Annotated in this window: 21 protein-coding genes, 2 rRNA genes and 1 riboswitch (1 of these 24 only partly in view); of the genes, 21 read left to right on the top strand and 2 right to left on the bottom strand. The window is 44.7% G+C overall.

Going from position 1 to position 19,258, the window contains the following annotated elements:
- Together KIK04_RS10270 and rrf are read left to right on the top strand one after the other, a co-directional pair.
- Positions 1-1,369: ribosomal RNA gene (locus KIK04_RS10270) — 23S ribosomal RNA — on the top strand; it begins 1,565 nt to the left of the window's first position.
- 100 nt (positions 1,370-1,469) lie between these two features.
- Positions 1,470-1,586 (top strand): 5S ribosomal RNA (gene rrf, locus KIK04_RS10265).
- A 123-nt stretch (positions 1,587-1,709) separates the two neighbouring features.
- On the opposite strand, the gene KIK04_RS10260 is transcribed toward rrf, so the two are convergent.
- Positions 1,710-2,237: a hypothetical protein gene (locus KIK04_RS10260; protein WP_232278140.1), complete on the bottom strand. Its 528-nt coding sequence runs from the start codon at positions 2,235-2,237 to the stop codon at positions 1,710-1,712.
- A gap of 228 nt (positions 2,238-2,465) precedes the next feature.
- Between KIK04_RS10260 and KIK04_RS10255 the strand changes: the two genes are divergently transcribed.
- From KIK04_RS10255 to rsmI, 10 genes are all read left to right on the top strand, one after another.
- Positions 2,466-2,645, top strand: a complete 180-nt coding sequence (locus tag KIK04_RS10255) for a sigma factor G inhibitor Gin (RefSeq protein ID WP_232278139.1) — start codon at positions 2,466-2,468, stop codon at positions 2,643-2,645.
- 162 nt (positions 2,646-2,807) lie between these two features.
- Positions 2,808-4,385, top strand: coding sequence for an aminotransferase class I/II-fold pyridoxal phosphate-dependent enzyme (locus KIK04_RS10250; protein ID WP_232278138.1), 1,578 nt, complete (start codon positions 2,808-2,810; stop codon positions 4,383-4,385).
- Positions 4,386-4,405: 20 nt separating this feature from the next.
- Positions 4,406-5,059, top strand: a complete 654-nt coding sequence (gene tmk / locus KIK04_RS10245) for a dTMP kinase (protein WP_232278137.1) — start codon at positions 4,406-4,408, stop codon at positions 5,057-5,059.
- A 49-nt stretch (positions 5,060-5,108) separates the two neighbouring features.
- The gene (locus KIK04_RS10240) at positions 5,109-5,438 is read left to right on the top strand and encodes a cyclic di-AMP receptor DarA (RefSeq protein ID WP_232278136.1); all 330 of its coding nucleotides are present in this window, start codon (positions 5,109-5,111) and stop codon (positions 5,436-5,438) included.
- Between the two features lie 47 nt (positions 5,439-5,485).
- Positions 5,486-5,929 carry a YaaR family protein gene (locus KIK04_RS10235; RefSeq protein WP_232278135.1) on the top strand — a complete coding sequence of 148 codons (444 nt, stop codon included), beginning with the start codon at positions 5,486-5,488 and terminating at the stop codon, positions 5,927-5,929.
- A gap of 27 nt (positions 5,930-5,956) precedes the next feature.
- Positions 5,957-6,937, top strand: a complete 981-nt coding sequence (holB, locus tag KIK04_RS10230; RefSeq protein ID WP_232278134.1) for a DNA polymerase III subunit delta' — start codon at positions 5,957-5,959, stop codon at positions 6,935-6,937.
- Positions 6,938-7,738 (top strand): PSP1 domain-containing protein, encoded by an 801-nt coding sequence (locus tag KIK04_RS10225; protein WP_232278133.1) that lies wholly within the window; start codon positions 6,938-6,940, stop codon positions 7,736-7,738.
- A 31-nt stretch (positions 7,739-7,769) separates the two neighbouring features.
- On the top strand, positions 7,770-8,171 hold the full coding sequence (locus KIK04_RS10220) for an initiation-control protein YabA (protein WP_232278677.1): 402 nt from the start codon (positions 7,770-7,772) through the stop codon (positions 8,169-8,171).
- A gap of 94 nt (positions 8,172-8,265) precedes the next feature.
- Positions 8,266-9,045 carry a tRNA1(Val) (adenine(37)-N6)-methyltransferase gene (locus KIK04_RS10215; RefSeq protein ID WP_232278132.1) on the top strand — a complete coding sequence of 260 codons (780 nt, stop codon included), beginning with the start codon at positions 8,266-8,268 and terminating at the stop codon, positions 9,043-9,045.
- An 8-nt stretch (positions 9,046-9,053) separates the two neighbouring features.
- The gene (gene rsmI / locus KIK04_RS10210; RefSeq protein ID WP_232278676.1) at positions 9,054-9,977 is read left to right on the top strand and encodes a 16S rRNA (cytidine(1402)-2'-O)-methyltransferase; all 924 of its coding nucleotides are present in this window, start codon (positions 9,054-9,056) and stop codon (positions 9,975-9,977) included.
- A gap of 145 nt (positions 9,978-10,122) precedes the next feature.
- On the opposite strand, the gene KIK04_RS10205 is transcribed toward rsmI, so the two are convergent.
- On the bottom strand, positions 10,123-10,377 hold the full coding sequence (locus tag KIK04_RS10205) for an AbrB/MazE/SpoVT family DNA-binding domain-containing protein (RefSeq protein ID WP_232278131.1): 255 nt from the start codon (positions 10,375-10,377) through the stop codon (positions 10,123-10,125).
- Positions 10,378-10,777: 400 nt separating this feature from the next.
- On the opposite strand from KIK04_RS10205, the gene KIK04_RS10200 reads away from it, so the two are divergent.
- From KIK04_RS10200 to ispE, 9 genes are all read left to right on the top strand, one after another.
- A complete protein-coding gene (locus tag KIK04_RS10200; RefSeq protein ID WP_232278130.1) occupies positions 10,778-12,061 on the top strand; it encodes an HD domain-containing protein in 1,284 nt (427 codons plus the stop codon).
- Positions 12,062-12,114: 53 nt separating this feature from the next.
- Entirely contained in the window at positions 12,115-12,882 is a 768-nt protein-coding gene (locus KIK04_RS10195) for a TatD family hydrolase (RefSeq protein ID WP_232278129.1), read from the top strand.
- Between the two features lie 192 nt (positions 12,883-13,074).
- Positions 13,075-13,289: riboswitch (cyclic di-AMP (ydaO/yuaA leader) on the top strand.
- Between the two features lie 305 nt (positions 13,290-13,594).
- Positions 13,595-14,716, top strand: coding sequence for a resuscitation-promoting factor (locus tag KIK04_RS10190; RefSeq protein ID WP_232278128.1), 1,122 nt, complete (start codon positions 13,595-13,597; stop codon positions 14,714-14,716).
- Between the two features lie 142 nt (positions 14,717-14,858).
- Positions 14,859-15,398: a ribonuclease M5 gene (rnmV, locus tag KIK04_RS10185; protein ID WP_232278127.1), complete on the top strand. Its 540-nt coding sequence runs from the start codon at positions 14,859-14,861 to the stop codon at positions 15,396-15,398.
- 123 nt (positions 15,399-15,521) lie between these two features.
- On the top strand, positions 15,522-16,412 hold the full coding sequence (rsmA, locus tag KIK04_RS10180) for a 16S rRNA (adenine(1518)-N(6)/adenine(1519)-N(6))-dimethyltransferase RsmA (RefSeq protein ID WP_232278126.1): 891 nt from the start codon (positions 15,522-15,524) through the stop codon (positions 16,410-16,412).
- A gap of 59 nt (positions 16,413-16,471) precedes the next feature.
- Positions 16,472-17,368 (top strand): sporulation peptidase YabG, encoded by an 897-nt coding sequence (yabG, locus tag KIK04_RS10175; protein ID WP_232278125.1) that lies wholly within the window; start codon positions 16,472-16,474, stop codon positions 17,366-17,368.
- A gap of 148 nt (positions 17,369-17,516) precedes the next feature.
- The gene (gene veg, locus KIK04_RS10170) at positions 17,517-17,792 is read left to right on the top strand and encodes a biofilm formation stimulator Veg (protein WP_232278124.1); all 276 of its coding nucleotides are present in this window, start codon (positions 17,517-17,519) and stop codon (positions 17,790-17,792) included.
- Positions 17,793-17,939: 147 nt separating this feature from the next.
- The gene (locus tag KIK04_RS10165; RefSeq protein WP_232278123.1) at positions 17,940-18,119 is read left to right on the top strand and encodes a small, acid-soluble spore protein, alpha/beta type; all 180 of its coding nucleotides are present in this window, start codon (positions 17,940-17,942) and stop codon (positions 18,117-18,119) included.
- A 209-nt stretch (positions 18,120-18,328) separates the two neighbouring features.
- On the top strand, positions 18,329-19,183 hold the full coding sequence (ispE, locus tag KIK04_RS10160) for a 4-(cytidine 5'-diphospho)-2-C-methyl-D-erythritol kinase (protein WP_232278122.1): 855 nt from the start codon (positions 18,329-18,331) through the stop codon (positions 19,181-19,183).
- The last annotated feature ends 75 nt before the right edge of the window (positions 19,184-19,258 follow it).

Here is a 19,258-nt window from a genome sequence, read left to right as displayed (position 1 = left end):
CTGGGCTGTGATGGGGAGGGAAATTTATAGTACCGAAGGTCTTGATTTCATGCTGCCGAGAAAAGCCTCTAGCCAGGGAGAAGGTGCCCGTACCGCAAACCGACACAGGTAGGCGAGAAGAGAATTCTAAGGCGCGCGGAAGAACTCTCGTTAAGGAACTCGGCAAAATGACCCCGTAACTTAGGGAGAAGGGGTGCCTCGGTAGGGTTAATAGCCCGAGGGGGCCGCAGTGAATAGGCCCAATCGACTGTTTAGCAAAAACACAGGTCTGTGCGAAGCCGCAAGGCGAAGTATACGGGCTGACGCCTGCCCGGTGCTGGAAGGTTAAGGGGAGTGGTTAGCCGCAAGGCGAAGCTATGAACCGAAGCCCCAGTAAACGGCGGCCGTAACTATAACGGTCCTAAGGTAGCGAAATTCCTTGTCAGGTAAATTCTGACCCGCACGAATGGCGTAACGAATTGGGCGCTGTCTCAACGAGAGATCCGGTGAAATTTTAATACCTGTGAAGATGCAGGTTACCCGCGACAAGACGGAAAGACCCCATGGAGCTTTACTACAGCTTGATATTGGACTTTGGTACGGACTGTACAGGATAGGTGGGAGCCTTAGAAACCTGAGCGCCAGCTTAGGTGGAGGCACCGTTGGGATACCACCCTGTTCGTATCGGAGTTCTAACCTAGGACCGTTACCCGGTTCGGGGACAGTGTCAGGTGGGTAGTTTGACTGGGGCGGTCGCCTCCTAAAGAGTAACGGAGGCGCCCCAAGGTTCCCTCAGAATGGTTGGAAATCATTCGAAGAGTGCAAAGGCATAAGGGAGCTTGACTGCGAGACCTACAAGTCGAGCAGGGACGAAAGTCGGGCTTAGTGATCCGGTGGTACCGCATGGAAGGGCCATCGCTCAACGGATAAAAGCTACCCTGGGGATAACAGGCTTATCTCCCCCAAGAGTCCACATCGACGGGGAGGTTTGGCACCTCGATGTCGGCTCATCGCATCCTGGGGCTGAAGTAGGTCCCAAGGGTTGGGCTGTTCGCCCATTAAAGCGGTACGCGAGCTGGGTTCAGAACGTCGTGAGACAGTTCGGTCCCTATCTGTCGCGGGCGTAGGAAATTTGAGAGGAGCTGTCCTTAGTACGAGAGGACCGGGATGGACATACCGCTGGTGTACCAGTTGTTCTGCCAAGAGCATCGCTGGGTAGCCAAGTATGGAAGGGATAAGCGCTGAAAGCATCTAAGCGTGAAGCCCCCCTCAAGATGAGATTTCCCACTTTTGGTAAGACCCCTTGAAGACGACGAGGTTGATAGGTTCGGGGTGGAAGTACAGTAATGTATGGAGCTGACGAATACTAATAGGTCGAGGGCTTATCCTAAATAAGCAAGATGATTCGAAGTAACGATTTACCTTTCACGATCAGTTTTCAGGGCGCAAGTTCTGAATTAAATATTGGCGAGTAATAACGAGCCAAGCTGTCTGGTGATGATGGCGGAGGGGTTCCACGCGTTCCCATACCGAACACGACCGTTAAGCCCTCCAGCGCCGATGGTACTTGGACCGCAGGGTCCTGGGAGAGTAGGACGTTGCCAAGCAGCAAAGACCACTGATGATAACCATTGGTGGTCTTTTATTTATTATAAACATAACTAATGCGTAAGCTATATATGTAGATAAAGACATAACCCCCAGACTTTAAAGTCTGGGGGTTGATTCGTTTATGCTTTATAAAGGGAGAAATCTTTATGATTTAGCTTAACGAGACCATCTCGAGTCGACGGTAATATGTATAATGTCGGGAATAATCGTGGTGTTATAATCCATATCATCCAAAATGCAAACTGAAGTACTAATCCAAGTGGCATCCATATGCTCAAAATTACAATTATTACACTTACAATAGAGACGGAATAAAATAAAATCTTCGTCCAATATCGTAATCCGACGAAATGTTGCTCTAGTGGATGAAATCCGACCCAAGGATATGTAAACCGCCAGCCCCATCTTCCTTTATATGTATAGCGATCTATAACAAATATTGAGCGAGCTACGACATATAACAGCCATTGAATGATCATCCATGCAATGAGTGCGTATATTACACCAGTTAATCCGTCCATTATAGTAGCAGCCATGATGGAGGACAGCCCTAGTCCATAATAAAAATATTTAATTGGACTAGAAAAGCGAACCTTACGCAGCAATTGATAGTTATAAAAGGTGCGCTCTGTATGATCTGGCTGCATTTTGCTTCCTCCTTAACCTTATTTATAGTAATAGTATCGGTTTTTAACGCACAAGAATGAAGAGGCTTAAAAATAAACTTAGCCTGAACAAACATCTGATTGTATTGTACATACACCTATTTCGATGGACGCTCATATCCATATAAAAACATCATTTGACACTATGAAACTGGTATAACTTCAATAGGTTTAGGTAACAATAGATATAAAACGGAAAGGGTGATGATTATGGAGTCTACGCAGTGCTGTATCGTGTGTAACAACGCAACAACAGATGGCATTGTCGTTGTTAATCAGTTCATCTGTACCTCTTGTGAGCAAGAAATGGTTCGTACTGACGTTGAAGATGAGAAATACAATTATTTTATACATCAACTGAAAAGATTGTGGGTTCATATGCATGTATAAGAAATAATTTGGGGCTCGGAAATAGGGCTCTTTTTTGTTTGAGTTGGTTTTTTTATTTCGTTGGACTGTAATAAGAGGTATTATAAATTAAAACTTATCATTTGTCCCTTAGGTAAAATACGTTACAATAAATATAGCATTGAATTTTAGGGGTACAAAGTGATGAATGCAAAGCAACCTTTTTATAATCAGGAACAGACAGGTGTTAATATAAAGGATAGGCGTGGCCGGGCACCATTGGCAGAGGCGCTGCTGGCGTATATGGAGTCGAGCCATGCATCGTTTCATGTGCCAGGTCATAAAAATGGAGCCGTTTATCAGGAGGCTATGCATGATGCGACTGATTCATGGAGAATAGCGCTCAGCTGCATGGCGGCAATGTTGAAAATGGATGTTACCGAGATTGAAGGTACAGATGATTTGCATCATCCGACAGGTGTTATTGATGAAGCGCAGCGTTTAGCTGCTGATTGTTTTGGCGCAGAAGAGACTCATTTTTTGGTGGGCGGAAGTACGGTAGGTAATGTAGCCCTTCTTATGAGCTGCTGTACGAAGCCAGGAGATATTATTATTGTGCAGCGTAATGTGCACAAATCGGTACTGCACGGGCTAATGCTGGCCGGGACACAAGCTGTATTTTTAAGCCCGATGATTGATGAGCATAGTGGGTTGGCGACTTTGCCTTCAGCAGTATCTGTAGAGCTTGCGTTATCGCGCTATCCAGATGCTAAGGCTGTGTTTGTAACCAATCCTAACTACTATGGTATGGGTGGAGATTTGCGCCCACTTGTGCAAGCAGCTCACAAGGGTGGCGTTCCTTTGTTCGTTGATGAGGCACATGGTGCTCACTACGGGCTTCATCCTGCATTACCGGAAGCTGCCCTTGCTATGGGTGCTGATGGTGTTGTTCAATCGACACATAAAATGTTGTCGGGTATGACGATGAGCGCAATGCTACATGTACAGGGATCATTTATACGTCGACGTCGGCTTAAGCAATTGCTGACGATGTTACAAAGCTCTAGCCCATCCTATCCATTAATGGCTTCACTAGATATTAGCCGCAGGCATATACACGTACATGGGGCTAAAGCGTTTACCAAAGGGCTGGAAGCAGCTGAATGGTTCCGCCAGCAATTAAAGGCGTTTTCTTATTTCGAGGTGCTTGAGAAAAGCAATTTTGCTAATCATACTGATCGGGCTTGTGCTTATGTAAGCTTAGACCCATTTAAAGTTGCTGTTCGTGATCGAACAGGGCGATTTAACGGTTATCAATTATTAGAACAGCTGACTAAGTACGGTTGCGTAGCTGAAATGGCGGACTTGAACTATGTGGTACTCGTATTTAGCTTAGGCAGCACGCAGTGTGATGCCGAGCGTTTGCTAGAGGCTTTCCGACTTATTTCAAATAATATGAGCCCTGAACAACTCGAATTGACTACTTGTGGTGCAGTGCCATCTGTAATTGGAAATGTCGAAAATGACATTTCAGATCCAGTGTTATTTTCAATATATGAAGATGTAGAGCATTCCGTTGTTCGGTTACCTCTGCAAGCTGCAATCGGTTATATAGCGGCAGAGGCGGTTATTCCGTATCCCCCAGGTATACCGCTCGTATATCGTGGGGAGCGATTGACGGAAACAACGGTAAGTATGTTAAAACGGTTGGCGGAAGCTGGAGCAAAGTGTCACGATGCTGAGGATACATCGTTGCGGACGCTGGCTGTGTTTCAAGAGTGATAGAACGGAAATGAGGATAAATGATGACAGTTTCACATCAACGAGGTCGGTTTATAACATTAGAAGGAGGAGAGGGAGCAGGAAAGACAACAGCTATTCAGCTGTTGGTGCAGCAATTAAAAGAGCAGGGGCAAGATGTTGTCGTTACTCGTGAACCAGGCGGAATACGAATAGCTGAACAAATTAGAAGCATTATTTTGAATCCGGATCACACAGAAATGGATGCGCGCACAGAAGCGCTGCTTTATGCTGCTGCGCGGAGACAGCATTTGGTGGAGAAGGTGATACCTGCTCTTGAAAGAGGAGCGATCGTTTTGTGCGATCGTTTTGTGGATAGCAGCTTAGCGTATCAAGGTTACGCGCGTGGACTAGGAATGGATGCAGTATGGGAAATTAACCGTTTTGCTATTCATGATACGATGCCCGACCTGACGTTTTGGCTAGATATTGACCCAGAAGCAGGCTTGGCGCGAATTGAAGCCAACGGGCTGCGTGAAATCAATCGTCTGGATAAAGAAGCTTTAGCATTTCACGTGTCTGTGCGTGAGGGTTATACTCAACTAGCAGAGCAGAATAAAGAGCGCATTGTACGTATCGATGCGAGCCAGTCGTTAGACTATATAGTCGAACAAATGTTAAATATTTTACGTGAGAGAACGCAGGATTTTAGTTAGTTCACGTATAATAAAAGGAGCAAGGTGATTTATAAGGAGGATGACAGGCATGAAGTTGATTGTAGCCATTGTACAGGACAAAGATAGCAGCCGTTTATCTCATGCACTTGTTAAGTCGAGTTTTAGAGCGACAAAACTAGCGAGCACAGGTGGCTTTCTACGATCTGGAAATACGACGTTTATGATTGGCGTCGAGGATGAGCAAGTCGATGAAGTGCTGGACATTATCCGAAACAATTGTAAAGTTCGCGATCAATTGGTAACACCGATCACTCCAATGAGTGGTACAACGGAATCTTATATGCCGCTGCCAGTGGAAGTGCAGGTAGGGGGCGCGACGGTGTTTGTAATGCCGGTTGAGCGGTTTGAGCATTTTTAAATATACCCGTATTCATACTATATCCGTAAAATTGCAGGTGATAAGTAGTGAAAATTAATCCCGGATTTCGGCCATTAGGCCAGGATGTACGTATCGGAGAAGCGGCAAATAAGCCAGTTCAGTCCAAGTCGTTCTCCGATATGATGTTCCGTCAAGACGAACGGGTGACCAACGAGGAGCTCCAGCAGCGTCTGCAAGATATTCATCGTCAAGGAGAGCGCTTGGCCAAATCAATGACGGTGCGGGAGTTATACTTGTACCGTACTTTGGTTAAGCGCTTTTTAGAAGATACAGTACGACGGGGTATTGGCATTAAAGAGACCCGTGGCTGGGATCGACGTGGTCGTAGTAAGCGTTACAAAATTGTAGAAGAAATCGATGAAGCGTTGCTGGCGCTAGCTGAAGAGCTATTACAGTCAGAAGAAGGTAAGATGGAGCTTCTGCGTAAGGTTGGAGATATACGCGGTATGCTTATTAATTTATTATTTTAGTTCGTGTAGGAAGGAATATTACGAAAGATGGCATTTGCACAAATTGTTGGTCAAGAGCGAGCGAAAACCATCCTACAAAATGGATTGCGTGCTGACAAGGTGTCACATGCCTATTTGTTCAGCGGTCCAAAAGGAACAGAGCGATTAAAGACGGCACTTACTTTTACAAAAGCGTTGTTTTGTTTAAACATGAAAGACGATGCTTGCAATGAATGTTTGGAGTGTCGTAAAATCGAACATCGCAATCATCCGGATGTACACCTCATACAACCTGAGGGTCAGTCCATTAAAATTGAGCAGATTCGTGATTTACAAAAGGAATTTTCGTATCGAACGCATGGAACGGGTCGTAAAGTGTATATTATGGAACAGGCTCATAAAATGACCGTACAAGCGTCTAATAGTCTGCTTAAGTTTTTGGAGGAGCCTACGAGTCCAGCGGTTGCTATTCTGATTACCGAAAATGGACAAGCTATGCTACCGACGATACAATCACGTTCGCAATGGGTACCGTTTACTCCACAACATCCATTTTTAATATACGAAAAGCTTGTAGAAGAAGGAATTTCACCGATACTGGCACTGGCTGCTGTGCAAATTGTGAATGGATTGGATGCTAGCAGGGAACTATGCCAACAGAATTGGTTTGCAGAATTAAGAAACGTAATGTTACAATTAGGAAAGGAGTGTGGAACGCGATTGTCTTCCGCACTTCTTATTGCACAGCATAAAGTGTTTAAAACCGATCTAGCAGAGCATGTGGACATATTACTACGTTTGTTCCATCTCTGGTTTCGAGATATGTTAAATTACCAATTGAACCGACAGGACAGTTTCGTGTTTAAGGATCAGATCGAGACAATAAGTAAGATGGCCTGGACAAAATCGGCGGATGGTTGGATTCGGTGCATGCAGGCGGCGACAGAGGCGCAGAAGCGGGTGCGTGCCAATGTGAGTCCGCAGCTTGCATTTGAGCAGTTTCTGGTTGGAATGCAAGGAGGTACTTGATTGTATAATGTGGTCGGCGTCCGTTTTAAAAGAGCGGGCAAAATTTATTATTTCGACCCGGTCGAATGGCCGGTCCAGAGGGACCAGCATGTGATCGTCGAAACGGCGCGCGGCATTGAGTACGGCAAAGTCGTCATCGGTCCAAAGACGGTCGGAGAGAACGATGTTGTGCTCCCCCTGAAAAAAGTTATTCGCATAGCTAACGATATCGACGCGACACTCGTGGATACGAATCGTCAGGCGGCGAAGGATGCTTTTGCAACATGTTTGGATAAAATAAGAGCTCATCATCTCAAGATGAAGCTAGTCGATGTGGAATATACGTTTGACCGTAACAAAATTATATTTTATTTCACGGCTGAAGGTCGCGTTGACTTTCGTGAGCTAGTTAAAGATTTGGCCAGCGTGTTCCGTACCCGCATTGAGTTGAGACAAATCGGAGTACGGGATGAAGCAAAGATGTTGGGTGGTATTGGCCCATGTGGTCGAGTGCTTTGCTGCTCGTCGTGGTTAGGTGATTTTGAACCAGTTTCTATTAAAATGGCAAAAGACCAGAACTTATCCTTAAATCCTACCAAAATATCCGGTTTGTGTGGTCGTCTCATGTGTTGTCTGAAGTTTGAACACGACAACTATGAAAGTGTTAAAGAAGAAACACCTTCGGTCGGCAAAATTGTGGTCACTTCTATGGGTGATGGCAAGGTAGTGGGTATGAATAATGGCGAGCGTAAGGTACATGTGCAGTTGTTTGAAATCGGCAAGATTAAGGAGCTTCCATTTGACGATGTCGTCGTTAAATAAGCGTTCATTTTTCGTGCTCTGGGGTGGGAACTTGGAGAAGAAAGACATTTTTGCGCAAATTCATGATTTGGAATCGCATATGGGTGACCTTCATCAAGAGCTCGGTGCGCTGAAGCTAATCGTTAAACAACTGCTGGAAGAGAACCAACGCTTGCAAATGGAGAACGAGCAGTTGCGCAAGATTCTGCACCATGAGCATCATGAGGTTCACGAACATAGCGATTCGTCAAAAGAGTTAAAAGGGAAAATCGCCCCCGCAGCGAAGACCCAAGCGTTGACGATACAGCTAGAAGCTACTGAGAACGTGGTCGGCGAAGGCTATGACAATTTGGCTAGGTTGTATCACGAAGGGTTTCATATTTGCAATGTTTATTATGGACATTTGCGGACGGAAGGCGACTGCTTGTTCTGTTTGTCCTTCCTGAATAAATAACGTTGCCGTAGGCTTGAGGGATGAACGTTTCCCCGCCTACGGCTTCTTCATATTTATTAACCATTAACCATAGTTAAAAAGAGGTAGAAATGCGATGAACAATGAGGAACTTACAGCGGCAGCACAGCTACTGCCTTCTGAACGACTTGATTATTTACTGACACACGATCTAAGTATTATTCAAAGCTCTGAAGTATTCAGCTTTTCCATGGATGCGGTTCTGCTTGCTCGATTTGCTTCTGTACCAAGCAAAGGTCGGATTATGGATTTATGCACGGGCAATGGTGTTATTCCACTGCTCATGTCAACGCGTACGAAGGCCGATATCGATGGCATAGAAATACAACCACGCTTAGCGGACATGGCGCAGCGAAGTGTAAAGATAAACGAACTGGATAATCGCATCCATATCATCGAGGGAGATTTAAAGACATTTCAACCTACCGGAGAGCGTCCATATTATGATCTCGTAACGGTAAACCCTCCTTATATGCCATTATCGACAGGCGATCCAAAGGAAAATATGCATTACGCGATGGCAAGGCATGAGGTGGCTTGCACGTTGGAGGATGTAATCCGTACATGTTCACGGCTTGTACAACCAGGTGGCAAAGTGGCAATGGTACATCGCCCTTCACGCTTGATTGATATTATTACGCTTATGAGAGCATATCGACTTGAACCTAAGCGGATCCGTTTCATCCATCCACGCTTAAATGGGGAAGCTAATATGGTCCTTATTGAAGCAGCTCGTGACGGCAAGCCCGAATTAAGATTGTTACCGCCGCTAATCGTATATAATGATGACAACACGTATTGCAAAGAATTGATGGATATTTATTATGGCGAAGCATCGCAGTTGAAGGATGGTTAACGATGGGGATGCAGTTCAACGAACAGTTCAGTTATAAAGAAAAGGCTATGCAGGGTGGAGCGTTGTACTTAGTAGGTACACCAATCGGTAACTTAGAGGATATGACGTTTCGCGCTGTGCGTACGCTTCAAGAAGCAGATATTATTGCGGCTGAAGATACACGTGAGACACGTAAACTGCTAAGCCACTTTGAAATTCTGGGTAAGACGCTGTACAGTTACCACGAGCACAATAAGCAGGCAAGTGGGCCAGAACTAGTGCGTCTTATGGCAGAAGGAAAGCGTATCGCCTTAGTGAGCGACGCTGGCTTGCCGGCAATCTCCGACCCGGGGGCGGATCTTGTTCAAATGGCAATTGAAGCGCATCTTCCTGTCATTCCTATTCCAGGTCCGAATGCAGCGTTAAGTGCACTTATCGCCTCCGGTTTGCCGACCGAACGCTTTACGTTCATAGGCTTTTTACCGCGTGATCGTAAACGTGCTGTGGAAGTATTAGCACCACTTACGAACGCAGCAGGCACGCTCCTGTTCTATGAGTCGCCGCACCGTGTTATTAAGACGCTACAACGTCTACAAGAAACGTTCGGTGACTGCTCTGTGACTCTCGCTCGTGAGCTGACGAAACGATTTGAACATTTTGTACGTGGTCCTATTAGTGAGTGCCTAGAGTTCTTGGCGGCTCATCCACCGCTTGGCGAATACGTGATCGTCGTTGAGCCACGTTCAAGCTTATCCGCAACGGCGGATGGTTCACTTGCAGGTGAAGCTTGGTGGAGTTCGCTTAGTGAAGAGGAGCATGTTAATCATTATGAGCAGGAGCAAAATGTTTCACGAAAAGATGCGATGAAGCTGGCAGCGAAAGATCGTGGAGTTTCGAAGCGGGACATTTACCAAGCACTGCTACAATTTGAAGCAGAAGCAAATGAAGATTAAAATATATAGGAAATATAAGGTGAAACACCTTTAAAAGACAAAAAAGTCCCTCATGGTTGGGTTCAATAACCATGAGGGCATCAAGGAAGATATGAAAAGGTTAGAATTAACAAAGTAATATTAGTGCTATTATAACCTACTTTTTTTATTTTGTCACAGGTTGTGGTATTTCAGCAATACATTCGTGACAAACAATTTTTCCTTTGAAGTATGTAACGTTTTCAGCATTGCCACAGAAAATGCATGCAGGCTCGTATTTTTTGAGCATAATGCGCTCGCCGTCTACATAAATCTCCAGCGCATCCTTCTCGCCAATACCAAGCGTGCGGCGAAGTTCGATCGGGATAACGACACGACCCAGCTCATCAACTTTGCGAACGATACCAGTGGATTTCATCATAGTTCACGCTCTCCTCTTTTATATTACATATTGTGTCATGATTCGACAAATTTCTATATTTGCTGTCTTCTATCGTACCAACCATTCCCAAATTAGTCAACCTATAAATTCGGTGGTTTTGGTGTTAATTTATGGATTTTAGCATATTTTTAACTTCTTTATAACGCTTTATATGCAAATTAATATCATTTATCAACTGGACTGGAATTTTATTTCACTAAATAAAGCGTTTTCTCGACATATGTTTTATTTCGACAAAATCGAACCAAATTGAAATAAAGTTCCAAAACGGTGTCGAATGGTTTGCATTTGAGCTTTTATTAAACTTATAGTTAGTATGTAATAACCTATTTTCCTTTTTTTAAATCGAATATATATTTTCTGAGAGGAGTGGATGTTCATGCTACAGGAAGAAAAAGTATTTAAAGATCCTGTACATCATTACATTCATGTTCAGGATCGCACGATATGGGATCTTATTAATACGAAGGAGTTCCAACGCTTGCGGCGTATTCGGCAACTTGGAACGTCATTCTTTACATTTCACGGTGCAGAGCATAGCCGATTTTCACATTCACTTGGCGTATATGAAATTACACGGCGCATTATTTCACAATTTGAACGAAACCAATACGAGGATTGGCCACAAGACGAGCAGCTAGTCGTACTGTGTGCTGCTTTGCTGCATGATGTTGGCCATGGTCCTTTTTCTCACTCCATTGAAGAAGCGTTTGATATGAATCATGAGGATTGGACTTGCCGAATTATTTTAGGAAATACCGAAGTTAATGAGGTCTTAAAAAGAGTTAGCCCTGATTTCCCGGACAAAATAGCAGCTGTCATTGCCAAAACGTACGAGAAGCAAATTGTCGTTAATCTCGTATCGGGGTCACTAGATGCTGATCGGATGGATTACTTGCTGCGCGATGCTTATTTTACTGGCGTGAACTACGGTACGTTCGATATTGAGCGGATCATAAGATTGATGCGCCCGTTTAATGGTCGTATCGTTGTAAAGGCGAGTGGTATGCACGCTGTCGAGCACTATTTACTGTCTCGTTACGAAATGTACTGGCAAGTTTATTTTCATCCTGTAACACGTAGTTCAGAGTTAATATTGCGACTTATTTTCAAGCGGGCTAAACAATTGTATCAATCAGGCTATACATTCAGTTACTTTTATAAACCGCTGGATGCATTATTCGAAGGAACCCTTACGACTGAACAATATGTGCGGCTAGATGAAGCTTTCGTGCAGACCGCTTTTTCTCAGTGGATATATGAGGAAGATGAGCGGCTATCTGACTTGTGCCAGCGCTTTATGGAACGTAAACTGTACAAGTACGTTGAAGTTGATTCGTTAGATGATAAGATGATGAATCGTCTTCGCCAAGAATGGGAAGCGATTGGTCTGGATCCTGAATATGAGTTAAATGTAGACTCACCGTCGGACAATCCCTATGATGTATACCGATCAGGGGATGAATCTACACAGCAGCATATTTGGCTGCTTGATCGGGATGATCAGATTATTGAATTATCCAAGCAATCCAATATTGTGCGAACGATTAGTGGGTTGAAGCGTGGCAAGCATTCTATTTATTTCCCGATGGACAAGCTAAGGGAAAGAGAGCATTTGCTATCGCCCGATGTTCATCAATTGCTGTTTCGTCGTTCTAAATAGAACGTCTGGCGACCTTTTATATAGAAGAAATCAAAATTAAAGGAGAGACAACAGTGTTATTTGATACACATACGCATCTAGATAATCAGGCATTCGACGAAGATCGTGAGGACATTATTGCTCGTGCGTTAGAACAAGGCGTTACACGTATGGTTAATGTAGGATTTAATCGGGAGACGATCCCAACAACGATGGCGCTTGCCGAAAAGTATGACTTCATTTACGCGGCAGTTGGTTGGCATCCGACTGATGCTGTTACGATGGAGCAAGCCGATTTGGATTGGATTGCAGATTTAACAAAGCATGAGAAAGTCGTTGCCATCGGTGAGATTGGACTTGATTATTACTGGGATACGTCGCCTAAAGATGTACAGCAGCAAGTATTCCGTCAGCAAATTGGGATGGCACGTGAATTAGGGATGCCGATCATCATTCATAACCGTGATGCACATGAAGATGTGGTGCGTATTTTACGCGAAGAGAAGGCAAATGAAGTGGGCGGCATTATGCATTCGTTCTCTGGAAGTTGGGAAACCGCCAAAATGTGTCTTGATATGGGATTTTATATTTCTTTTGGCGGACCTGTTACTTTTAAAAATGCAAAACAACCGAAAGAAGTGCTCGTTCAAATTCCGAATGATCGGTTACTTATCGAGACAGATGCTCCGTATTTGACGCCGCATCCATATCGAGGTAAACGAAATGAGAGTGCTTATGTACGTCTGGTTGCAGAAACAGCAGCGGAATTAAAAGGGATGGATTTTGAAGAATTTTGCAGAATGACGACCGCAAATGCTCTTACATGTTTTGACATTCGTTGAAAATGAATGAAAAACCAATGAAAAAAAGTTCTACACCACGAAATAAGTGGATTTTATCAAGAAATCCGCGATTTATTACATTATTTTAACCCTTTTTAACGAAAAACGTGATTGATACCGTCTTTACAATGATGTTGTAAACACGATATGATTTCTCACAGATGTTCAAAAACATTTGAATATTGTTCCAATTAACCAGTATCGCTGAATCTCCAATTTTGGAGGGCGGGGGAACCAAGACATCGGTAGGCGAAAGGATCGATTACTTTCTCATTAACCTACGATGCGGATTATTAATCCTTGGGGTGAATTTTGGGCAGCCGAGCCATGAGCCGGTGTGTGCAAATAGGGTGACTCTCAGACCCGAACCCGACAGCTAACCTCGTAAGCGTGCGGAGAGAGGTCGTCGTGCGTCCTAAAGCTGTTGACGTTTGGGTATTCATACCTGAAGCCACGAAAGAGTCTCCTCTTACGCCAGGCTTCTTTTCTTTTTTCTCTTAAAATTTAGAATAAAGAAGAAAAAAGCGTCATAGGTTGTAAGAAACGGAGGCAATACAAGGCCTTTGCTGGAATTGGTGCGAAGAGTATGAATGATTGCTAGTTTATTCATACATGCGAGATATTCAATCTCTTCGTAAAAAATTTGCAAATAGTCACGTCAGATGTATCATGCATTACACTCGACGGCGGGACTATGAAGGAGGACCGAGAAATGGGACAGTTCGTTAAACGAGATTCCCATGATCCCCGATCATCCAGCATGTCGCTCGCATTGCGTTGGAAGCATGAAAATGTACGTGTTGTTTCTGTCATTGCTGTTGTTGCGGTAGCGGTTACGTTAGTTAGTGTGTTAATTATGTTTGGCCTCTCGAAAAAAGAGCTATCTGTCTACGTTGATGGACGAGAGCGTTTAATCGAGACTCGCCAAGAAACGCTTCGCGCTGTTTTGGATGAGCACGCGATAGCGGTAAGTAAACACGACGACGTGTCGATACCCGTAAATGCCGAGATTAAAGACGGTCAGCAAGTACACATTCAACGTGCAGTTCCTGTAAAAGTTACATTCGAAGGTCAGACGAGGACACAATATACAACGAAAAAGAATGTGGCGGAAGCATTAAGCTCCTTTAATATCCCTTTGAGTAAGAGCGACAAAGTATTCCCGGGGAAAAACACTAAAGTTTCGAGCGATATGAATATTCGAATTGTTAGGGTTAAGAAAGATGTGGTTGAGCGGAAAGTGAAAGTTCCGTACCAGACGGTAAAGAAAGAAGACCCTACATTGCTTAAAGGGAAGACGAAAACGGTTCAACAAGGAAAAGCGGGCGAAGTTGTTCACAAAGTTGAGAGAACGTTTGAAGATGGCAAACTTGTATATGCCCAACTCGTGAACAAGGAAGTTAAAGCGAAGCAAGTCAATCAGGTTGTAGCGTATGGTACGAAAAAGGAACCGGAAGTAATGACGTTGTCGGCGAGTTCGCCGGACATTTCAAACGCCGAAAAAGGCGATATTGATTTCAAATACAAGAAGATGCTTACGAATGTGCAGCTTACGGCTTATACGGAGAAAAAAGGCTCCCCAGGAGCGAAAACAGCTTCCGGCACAAAAGTAACTGAAGGGCGAACAATTGCGGTTGACCCGAAAGTTATTCCACTCGGCTGGTGGGTATATATTGAAGGTATCGGCTTCCGTCGCGCAGAAGATACAGGTGGCGCAGTAAAAGGGAAGATCGTCGATGTATACTTTGACAGCTCTAAGACAGTTAAACGCTTCGGCCGTAAGAGAGGGTTCACGATTTACGTGATTGGACCTGTGAAGCCAGAGGCAAACTAGGATAGACAATACCGTTAATGCGGCAGGCATGCTTTGTTGAGCACCACCGTGTATTTATGATATAGTAATTGGTAACTATTTATGTCACGCTAAGAAGAGGGAAACCCCTCTTCTTTTGTGTTTTTAGGAAAGGAGCAGGGCGTTGATACGAGAAATTATTGTCGTCGAAGGTCGAGACGACACGGTAGCCATTCAACGGGCTGTAGAGGCCGATACAATAGAAACTGGCGGCTCCGCCATTAATGATATGACCATCCGCCGAATTGCGCTCGCTCAAGAGCGGCGGGGGGTCATTATTTTTACTGATCCCGATCATGCGGGGGAACGTATTCGTAAAATTATTGCGCAGCATGTACCTGGCTGCAAGCATGCTTTTTTGCCACGTCATGAGGCCATCAAAAAAGGTGACTTAGGCGTAGAAAATGCATCGCCCGAAGCGATTCGCAAAGCGCTTCAGCAAGTGCGTACAGAGATGCCTTCTACAGAGGGGGAACTCACGTGGACGCATTTGGTGGAAGCGGGATTGACGACGCACGCAGGATCTGCGGAGCGCCGGATGAAGCTTGGTGAAATATTAGGCATCGGATATTGCAACGGAAAGCAATTTTTAAAGCGCTGCATGGCGTTTCAAATTGGGTACGAGGAATTTTCCGCTGCGCTAAAGCAGTTGGATGAACAATAATAAACCACTAGTAATGGGATATTAGCAATGCCTTTGCAGGATACACTACAAATAGATGAGTTTAACGGCAACTAATTTATAACTAACTAATACGGAATGAATGAAGGAAGGGAACATATACAAATGACCCATTCAGCTATAGATATTGCAACACCCTCGCGCACAAAGGACATTATCCGCAAACATGGATTCGCTTTTAAAAAGAGCCTAGGACAAAACTTTCTTATTGATATGAATGTAATGCGCAACATTGTTGATGCAGCCGAGTTGGATACCGAAACAGGAGCTTTAGAAATTGGACCTGGTATCGGTGCATTGACGGAGCAATTGGCGCGTCAGGCTGGTCGTGTTACAGCAGTAGAAATTGATCGGAGACTCATTCCGATACTAGGTGAAGTGCTGGAACCGTACCCTAACGTGCAAGTTGTACATGGTGACGTACTGAAAGTCGACCTGCAAGCTTTATTCCAAGAGCAATTCACAGGCGTAGAACGCGTGAGTGTTGTTGCCAATTTGCCGTACTACGTAACGACTCCAATTATGATGAAATTGTTGGAGGAGAAATTGCCGCTTAAGAACATCGTCGTCATGATTCAGAAAGAAGTTGCTGAACGAATGGCTGCACGTCCAGGCGGAAAAGAGTATGGCAGCTTAAGTGTAGCTGTACAATATTACGGCGAACCAGAACTCGTATGTACGGTTCCGAACACTGTATTTATTCCACAACCGAACGTAGAGTCAGCTGTTATTCGACTTAGAGTACGCGAGACGCCACCGGTGCAAGTTGAAGATGAGCAGCGCTTCTTTGAAGTGGTACAAGCCTCCTTTGCGCAGCGTCGCAAAACGCTCTGGAACAACTTAAAGGCACGCTATGCCTCTTTATGTGGCACAGAAGCGTTAGAGCAAGCCATAAGCGAGGCTGATATTGAGCCGTCGCGTCGTGGCGAGACGCTTTCGTTAGAAGAGTTTGCTCGTTTAAGCGATGCAATTGGAAGAGCCCTTAACAAATCATAATTGGAACGGCACCAATCCATGCATTTGCCCATAGGATAGTCAAAGAGGTGATTGATCCTATGGAGCAAGGAGAATTGGTCGTTCGAAAGTCCTATGGCGGCGATATTACATTTCGCGTCGAGCAAGTGCATAAGGATTTCGCGGTCATCAAGGGAACGGATTTTCGGCTGGTCGCTGATTCCCCTATTGAGGACTTAACGAATGTAACAGAGACGACATTAAAGCGTCGCTCCCAGCAAGCGCAAATAAAGATGCTCAAATCGGTAGAAGCAGTTGAAGAGCTTCGACGTCGACAAAAAGAGCGTCATTGGTCGGAATTTGAACATGCAACCATTTCATCACACCAAACTTCGTATTTTGAAGTTCCCGGTAAAGTACTTCATTTAGACGGTGATCCTAACTATTTGCAAAAAAGTATGGCATTGTACCAGCAGCTTCGAGTGCCAGCGGAAGGTCATTTTGTACTAGAAGGCAATATGGCTGATTTCCTGCATCGGGTGCTTCCGGTATCCCGTCCTGATGTTGTGGTTATTACAGGGCATGATGGCGTATTAAAGGGCCTGAGACGTCGGGATCTATACAATTTGCAAACGTATAAGAACTCGCAGAACTTTGTGAACGCGATTCTTGTCGCTCGTCAGTACGAAAGAAACCGCGATCTGCTCACTATTGTGGCAGGAGCGTGTCAGTCTCACTTCGAGGCGTTGCTTCAAGCGGGTGCGAACTTCGCTAGTTCGCCAGGGCGCGTCATGATCCATGCTCTCGATCCCGTTAATGTGGCTGCCAAATCGGCATATACATCTATTCGTGACACGGTGAAAATTGGTGATATTTCACCGCATACGGTAACGGGGATTGATGGGATCGGCGGCATTGAAACACGAGGCAGTTACCGTATAGGTATGCCTAATTGGAAGGACTTATCTAAAATTCACGTTACGCCGTCCGTTATTTGAATAAAATAAGTACCCATTTGGCATCCTAAAAATTTGGAAATAAAAATTCGTTGACATAATCGAATACATGTTGATATAATTATTTGTTTAATTTGACACCACCTCCATAATTGTTTATAATGGACAAGGAAAGAGGTGGTAGTTGGATATGGCGAAAAACGCGCTACTCGAAATTCGACGCTGTCTAGAGGCTCATGTTGGCCAGAAGATTCTGCTGCGCGCCAATGGTGGTCGCCGTAAGATGATCGAACGCACAGGCGTATTAGAAGAGACCTACCCTTCTGTGTTTATTGTTAAGTTGGATCAGGAGCAGCACGCTTTTAAGCGTGTGTCCTACAGCTATGCAGATATATTAACTGATTCGGTTCAAGTCACAGTATGTGCAGAGAACGGCGAATTAAAGATTGAATATGTTCGCGGATAAGCGAAATAAGGCAGCCTGTGTTGGGGCTGCTTTTTTGTGTGTTTGTTTTGTAATGGCTTGCATAAGCTTGGACGCAGTATGGCACATTAAAGGTAAGCGCATCGTGTTGCTTAAATCGTAATTTACGTTGCTTGAGGAGGTAAAGCGATGAGCCGAAGAAGGCGCAGTGTCATGTCTGAGGATTTAAAGTATGAGTTAGCCAAAGACCTTGGCTTCTACGAAACAGTAGAGCGTGAAGGCTGGGGGGCCATTCGAGCTAAAGATGCTGGTAACATGGTAAAACGAGCTATCGAATTAGCGGAACAAGCAGCTGCAAGGAAATCATAAGATCGTATCTTGGCGAACCACTGGGCGTTAACAAACGTTGATGTCAGTGGTTCGCTTTCCTATATATCGAATATGGCCGAGACAAGGGGACTTAACACACAGATAAGGAGGGGAGTACGAAAGAAGCTGTTATATCGGGAAATGACTTGTATGGTAGAGTCTGTTATAATAGCGTAAGCGATTCGTAGGGTAAAGAAGGGTGAACGCGTGTGAAAGTATACGAGAAGGCACCGGCCAAAATTAATTTGCTGCTTGACGTGTTACGCAAGCGGGAAGACGGATTCCATGAGGTAGAGATGGTCATGACGATGGTTGACTTGGCTGACCGTCTAGAGATGGAGGAATTATCCCGCGACACGATCATTATATCGAGCCAAGCCGGTTACATACCGCTAGATGAGAAGAATTTGGCGTTTCAGGCTGCTAAGTTGATTAAGGAAAGATATGAAGTAAAGCAAGGCGTATATATTCATCTAGATAAAAAGATACCGGTAGCGGCTGGTCTTGCTGGTGGCAGCAGTGATGCAGCGGCAACGCTACGCGGTTTAAATCGACTGTGGCAGCTTAATATTGCAGAAGAGGAATTGCAGCTGCTTGGAGCCGAACTTGGCTCTGACGTGCCTTTCTGTATTACTGGAGGCACAGCTATCGCTCGAGGTCGAGGTGAGAAGCTGGAGCATATAAGCAACCCACCTCAGTGCTGGGTAGTGTTGGCTAAGCCGCCGATCAATGTGTCAACGGCGGACGTGTATGGACGTTTGCGTGCAAATGCCATTCGTCAGCATCCTTCCTTGGATGCGATGTTGCGTTCCATTCAAACACAGCAATTTCCGGACATGTGCCAAGCACTTGGCAATGTGCTGGAGGAGGTTACGTTACCTATGCATCCTGAAGTACAGCAGCTTAAAGAAGCGATGCTTAAGTTAGGGGCAGAAGGTGTTCTGATGTCGGGCAGCGGCCCTACTGTGTTTGGGCTTGTATCTAAAGAGTCGAAAGTGGCGCGTATGTATAACGGTTTGCGTGGTTTCTGTAAAGAAGTGTACGCTGTTCGATTGCTGACTTAATTGTTGCTGGCGATTATTGATAACAAACGACCATTCATGTAATATCACAATATAATATTCGGATCTAATGAGTGA

It is taken from the genome of Paenibacillus sp. 481, assembly GCF_021223605.1.
In the GTDB taxonomy this organism is placed as follows: Bacteria; Bacillota; Bacilli; order Paenibacillales; family Paenibacillaceae; genus Paenibacillus_B.
The sequence above is the reverse complement of the archived record's forward strand: the minus strand, read 5'-3'. Positions and strand labels throughout refer to the sequence as shown.

What these genes read in the sequence shown, in the direction of transcription:
- KIK04_RS10240 (WP_232278136.1), top strand. Translation starts at nt 5,109, where the DNA reads ATGAAGTTGATTGTAGCCATTGTACAGGACAAAGATAGCAGCCGTTTA.
- KIK04_RS10165 (WP_232278123.1), top strand. Translation starts at nt 17,940, where the DNA reads ATGAGCCGAAGAAGGCGCAGTGTCATGTCTGAGGATTTAAAGTATGAG.
- KIK04_RS10260 (WP_232278140.1), bottom strand. Translation starts at nt 2,237, where the DNA reads ATGCAGCCAGATCATACAGAGCGCACCTTTTATAACTATCAATTGCTG.
- holB (WP_232278134.1), top strand. Translation starts at nt 5,957, where the DNA reads ATGGCATTTGCACAAATTGTTGGTCAAGAGCGAGCGAAAACCATCCTA.
- yabG (WP_232278125.1), top strand. Translation starts at nt 16,472, where the DNA reads ATGGAGCAAGGAGAATTGGTCGTTCGAAAGTCCTATGGCGGCGATATT.
- KIK04_RS10215 (WP_232278132.1), top strand. Translation starts at nt 8,266, where the DNA reads ATGAACAATGAGGAACTTACAGCGGCAGCACAGCTACTGCCTTCTGAA.
- KIK04_RS10190 (WP_232278128.1), top strand. Translation starts at nt 13,595, where the DNA reads ATGGGACAGTTCGTTAAACGAGATTCCCATGATCCCCGATCATCCAGC.
- KIK04_RS10255 (WP_232278139.1), top strand. Translation starts at nt 2,466, where the DNA reads ATGGAGTCTACGCAGTGCTGTATCGTGTGTAACAACGCAACAACAGAT.
- KIK04_RS10205 (WP_232278131.1), bottom strand. Translation starts at nt 10,377, where the DNA reads ATGATGAAATCCACTGGTATCGTTCGCAAAGTTGATGAGCTGGGTCGT.
- KIK04_RS10200 (WP_232278130.1), top strand. Translation starts at nt 10,778, where the DNA reads ATGCTACAGGAAGAAAAAGTATTTAAAGATCCTGTACATCATTACATT.
- rsmI (WP_232278676.1), top strand. Translation starts at nt 9,054, where the DNA reads ATGCAGTTCAACGAACAGTTCAGTTATAAAGAAAAGGCTATGCAGGGT.
- veg (WP_232278124.1), top strand. Translation starts at nt 17,517, where the DNA reads ATGGCGAAAAACGCGCTACTCGAAATTCGACGCTGTCTAGAGGCTCAT.
- KIK04_RS10250 (WP_232278138.1), top strand. Translation starts at nt 2,808, where the DNA reads ATGAATGCAAAGCAACCTTTTTATAATCAGGAACAGACAGGTGTTAAT.
- tmk (WP_232278137.1), top strand. Translation starts at nt 4,406, where the DNA reads ATGATGACAGTTTCACATCAACGAGGTCGGTTTATAACATTAGAAGGA.
- rsmA (WP_232278126.1), top strand. Translation starts at nt 15,522, where the DNA reads ATGACCCATTCAGCTATAGATATTGCAACACCCTCGCGCACAAAGGAC.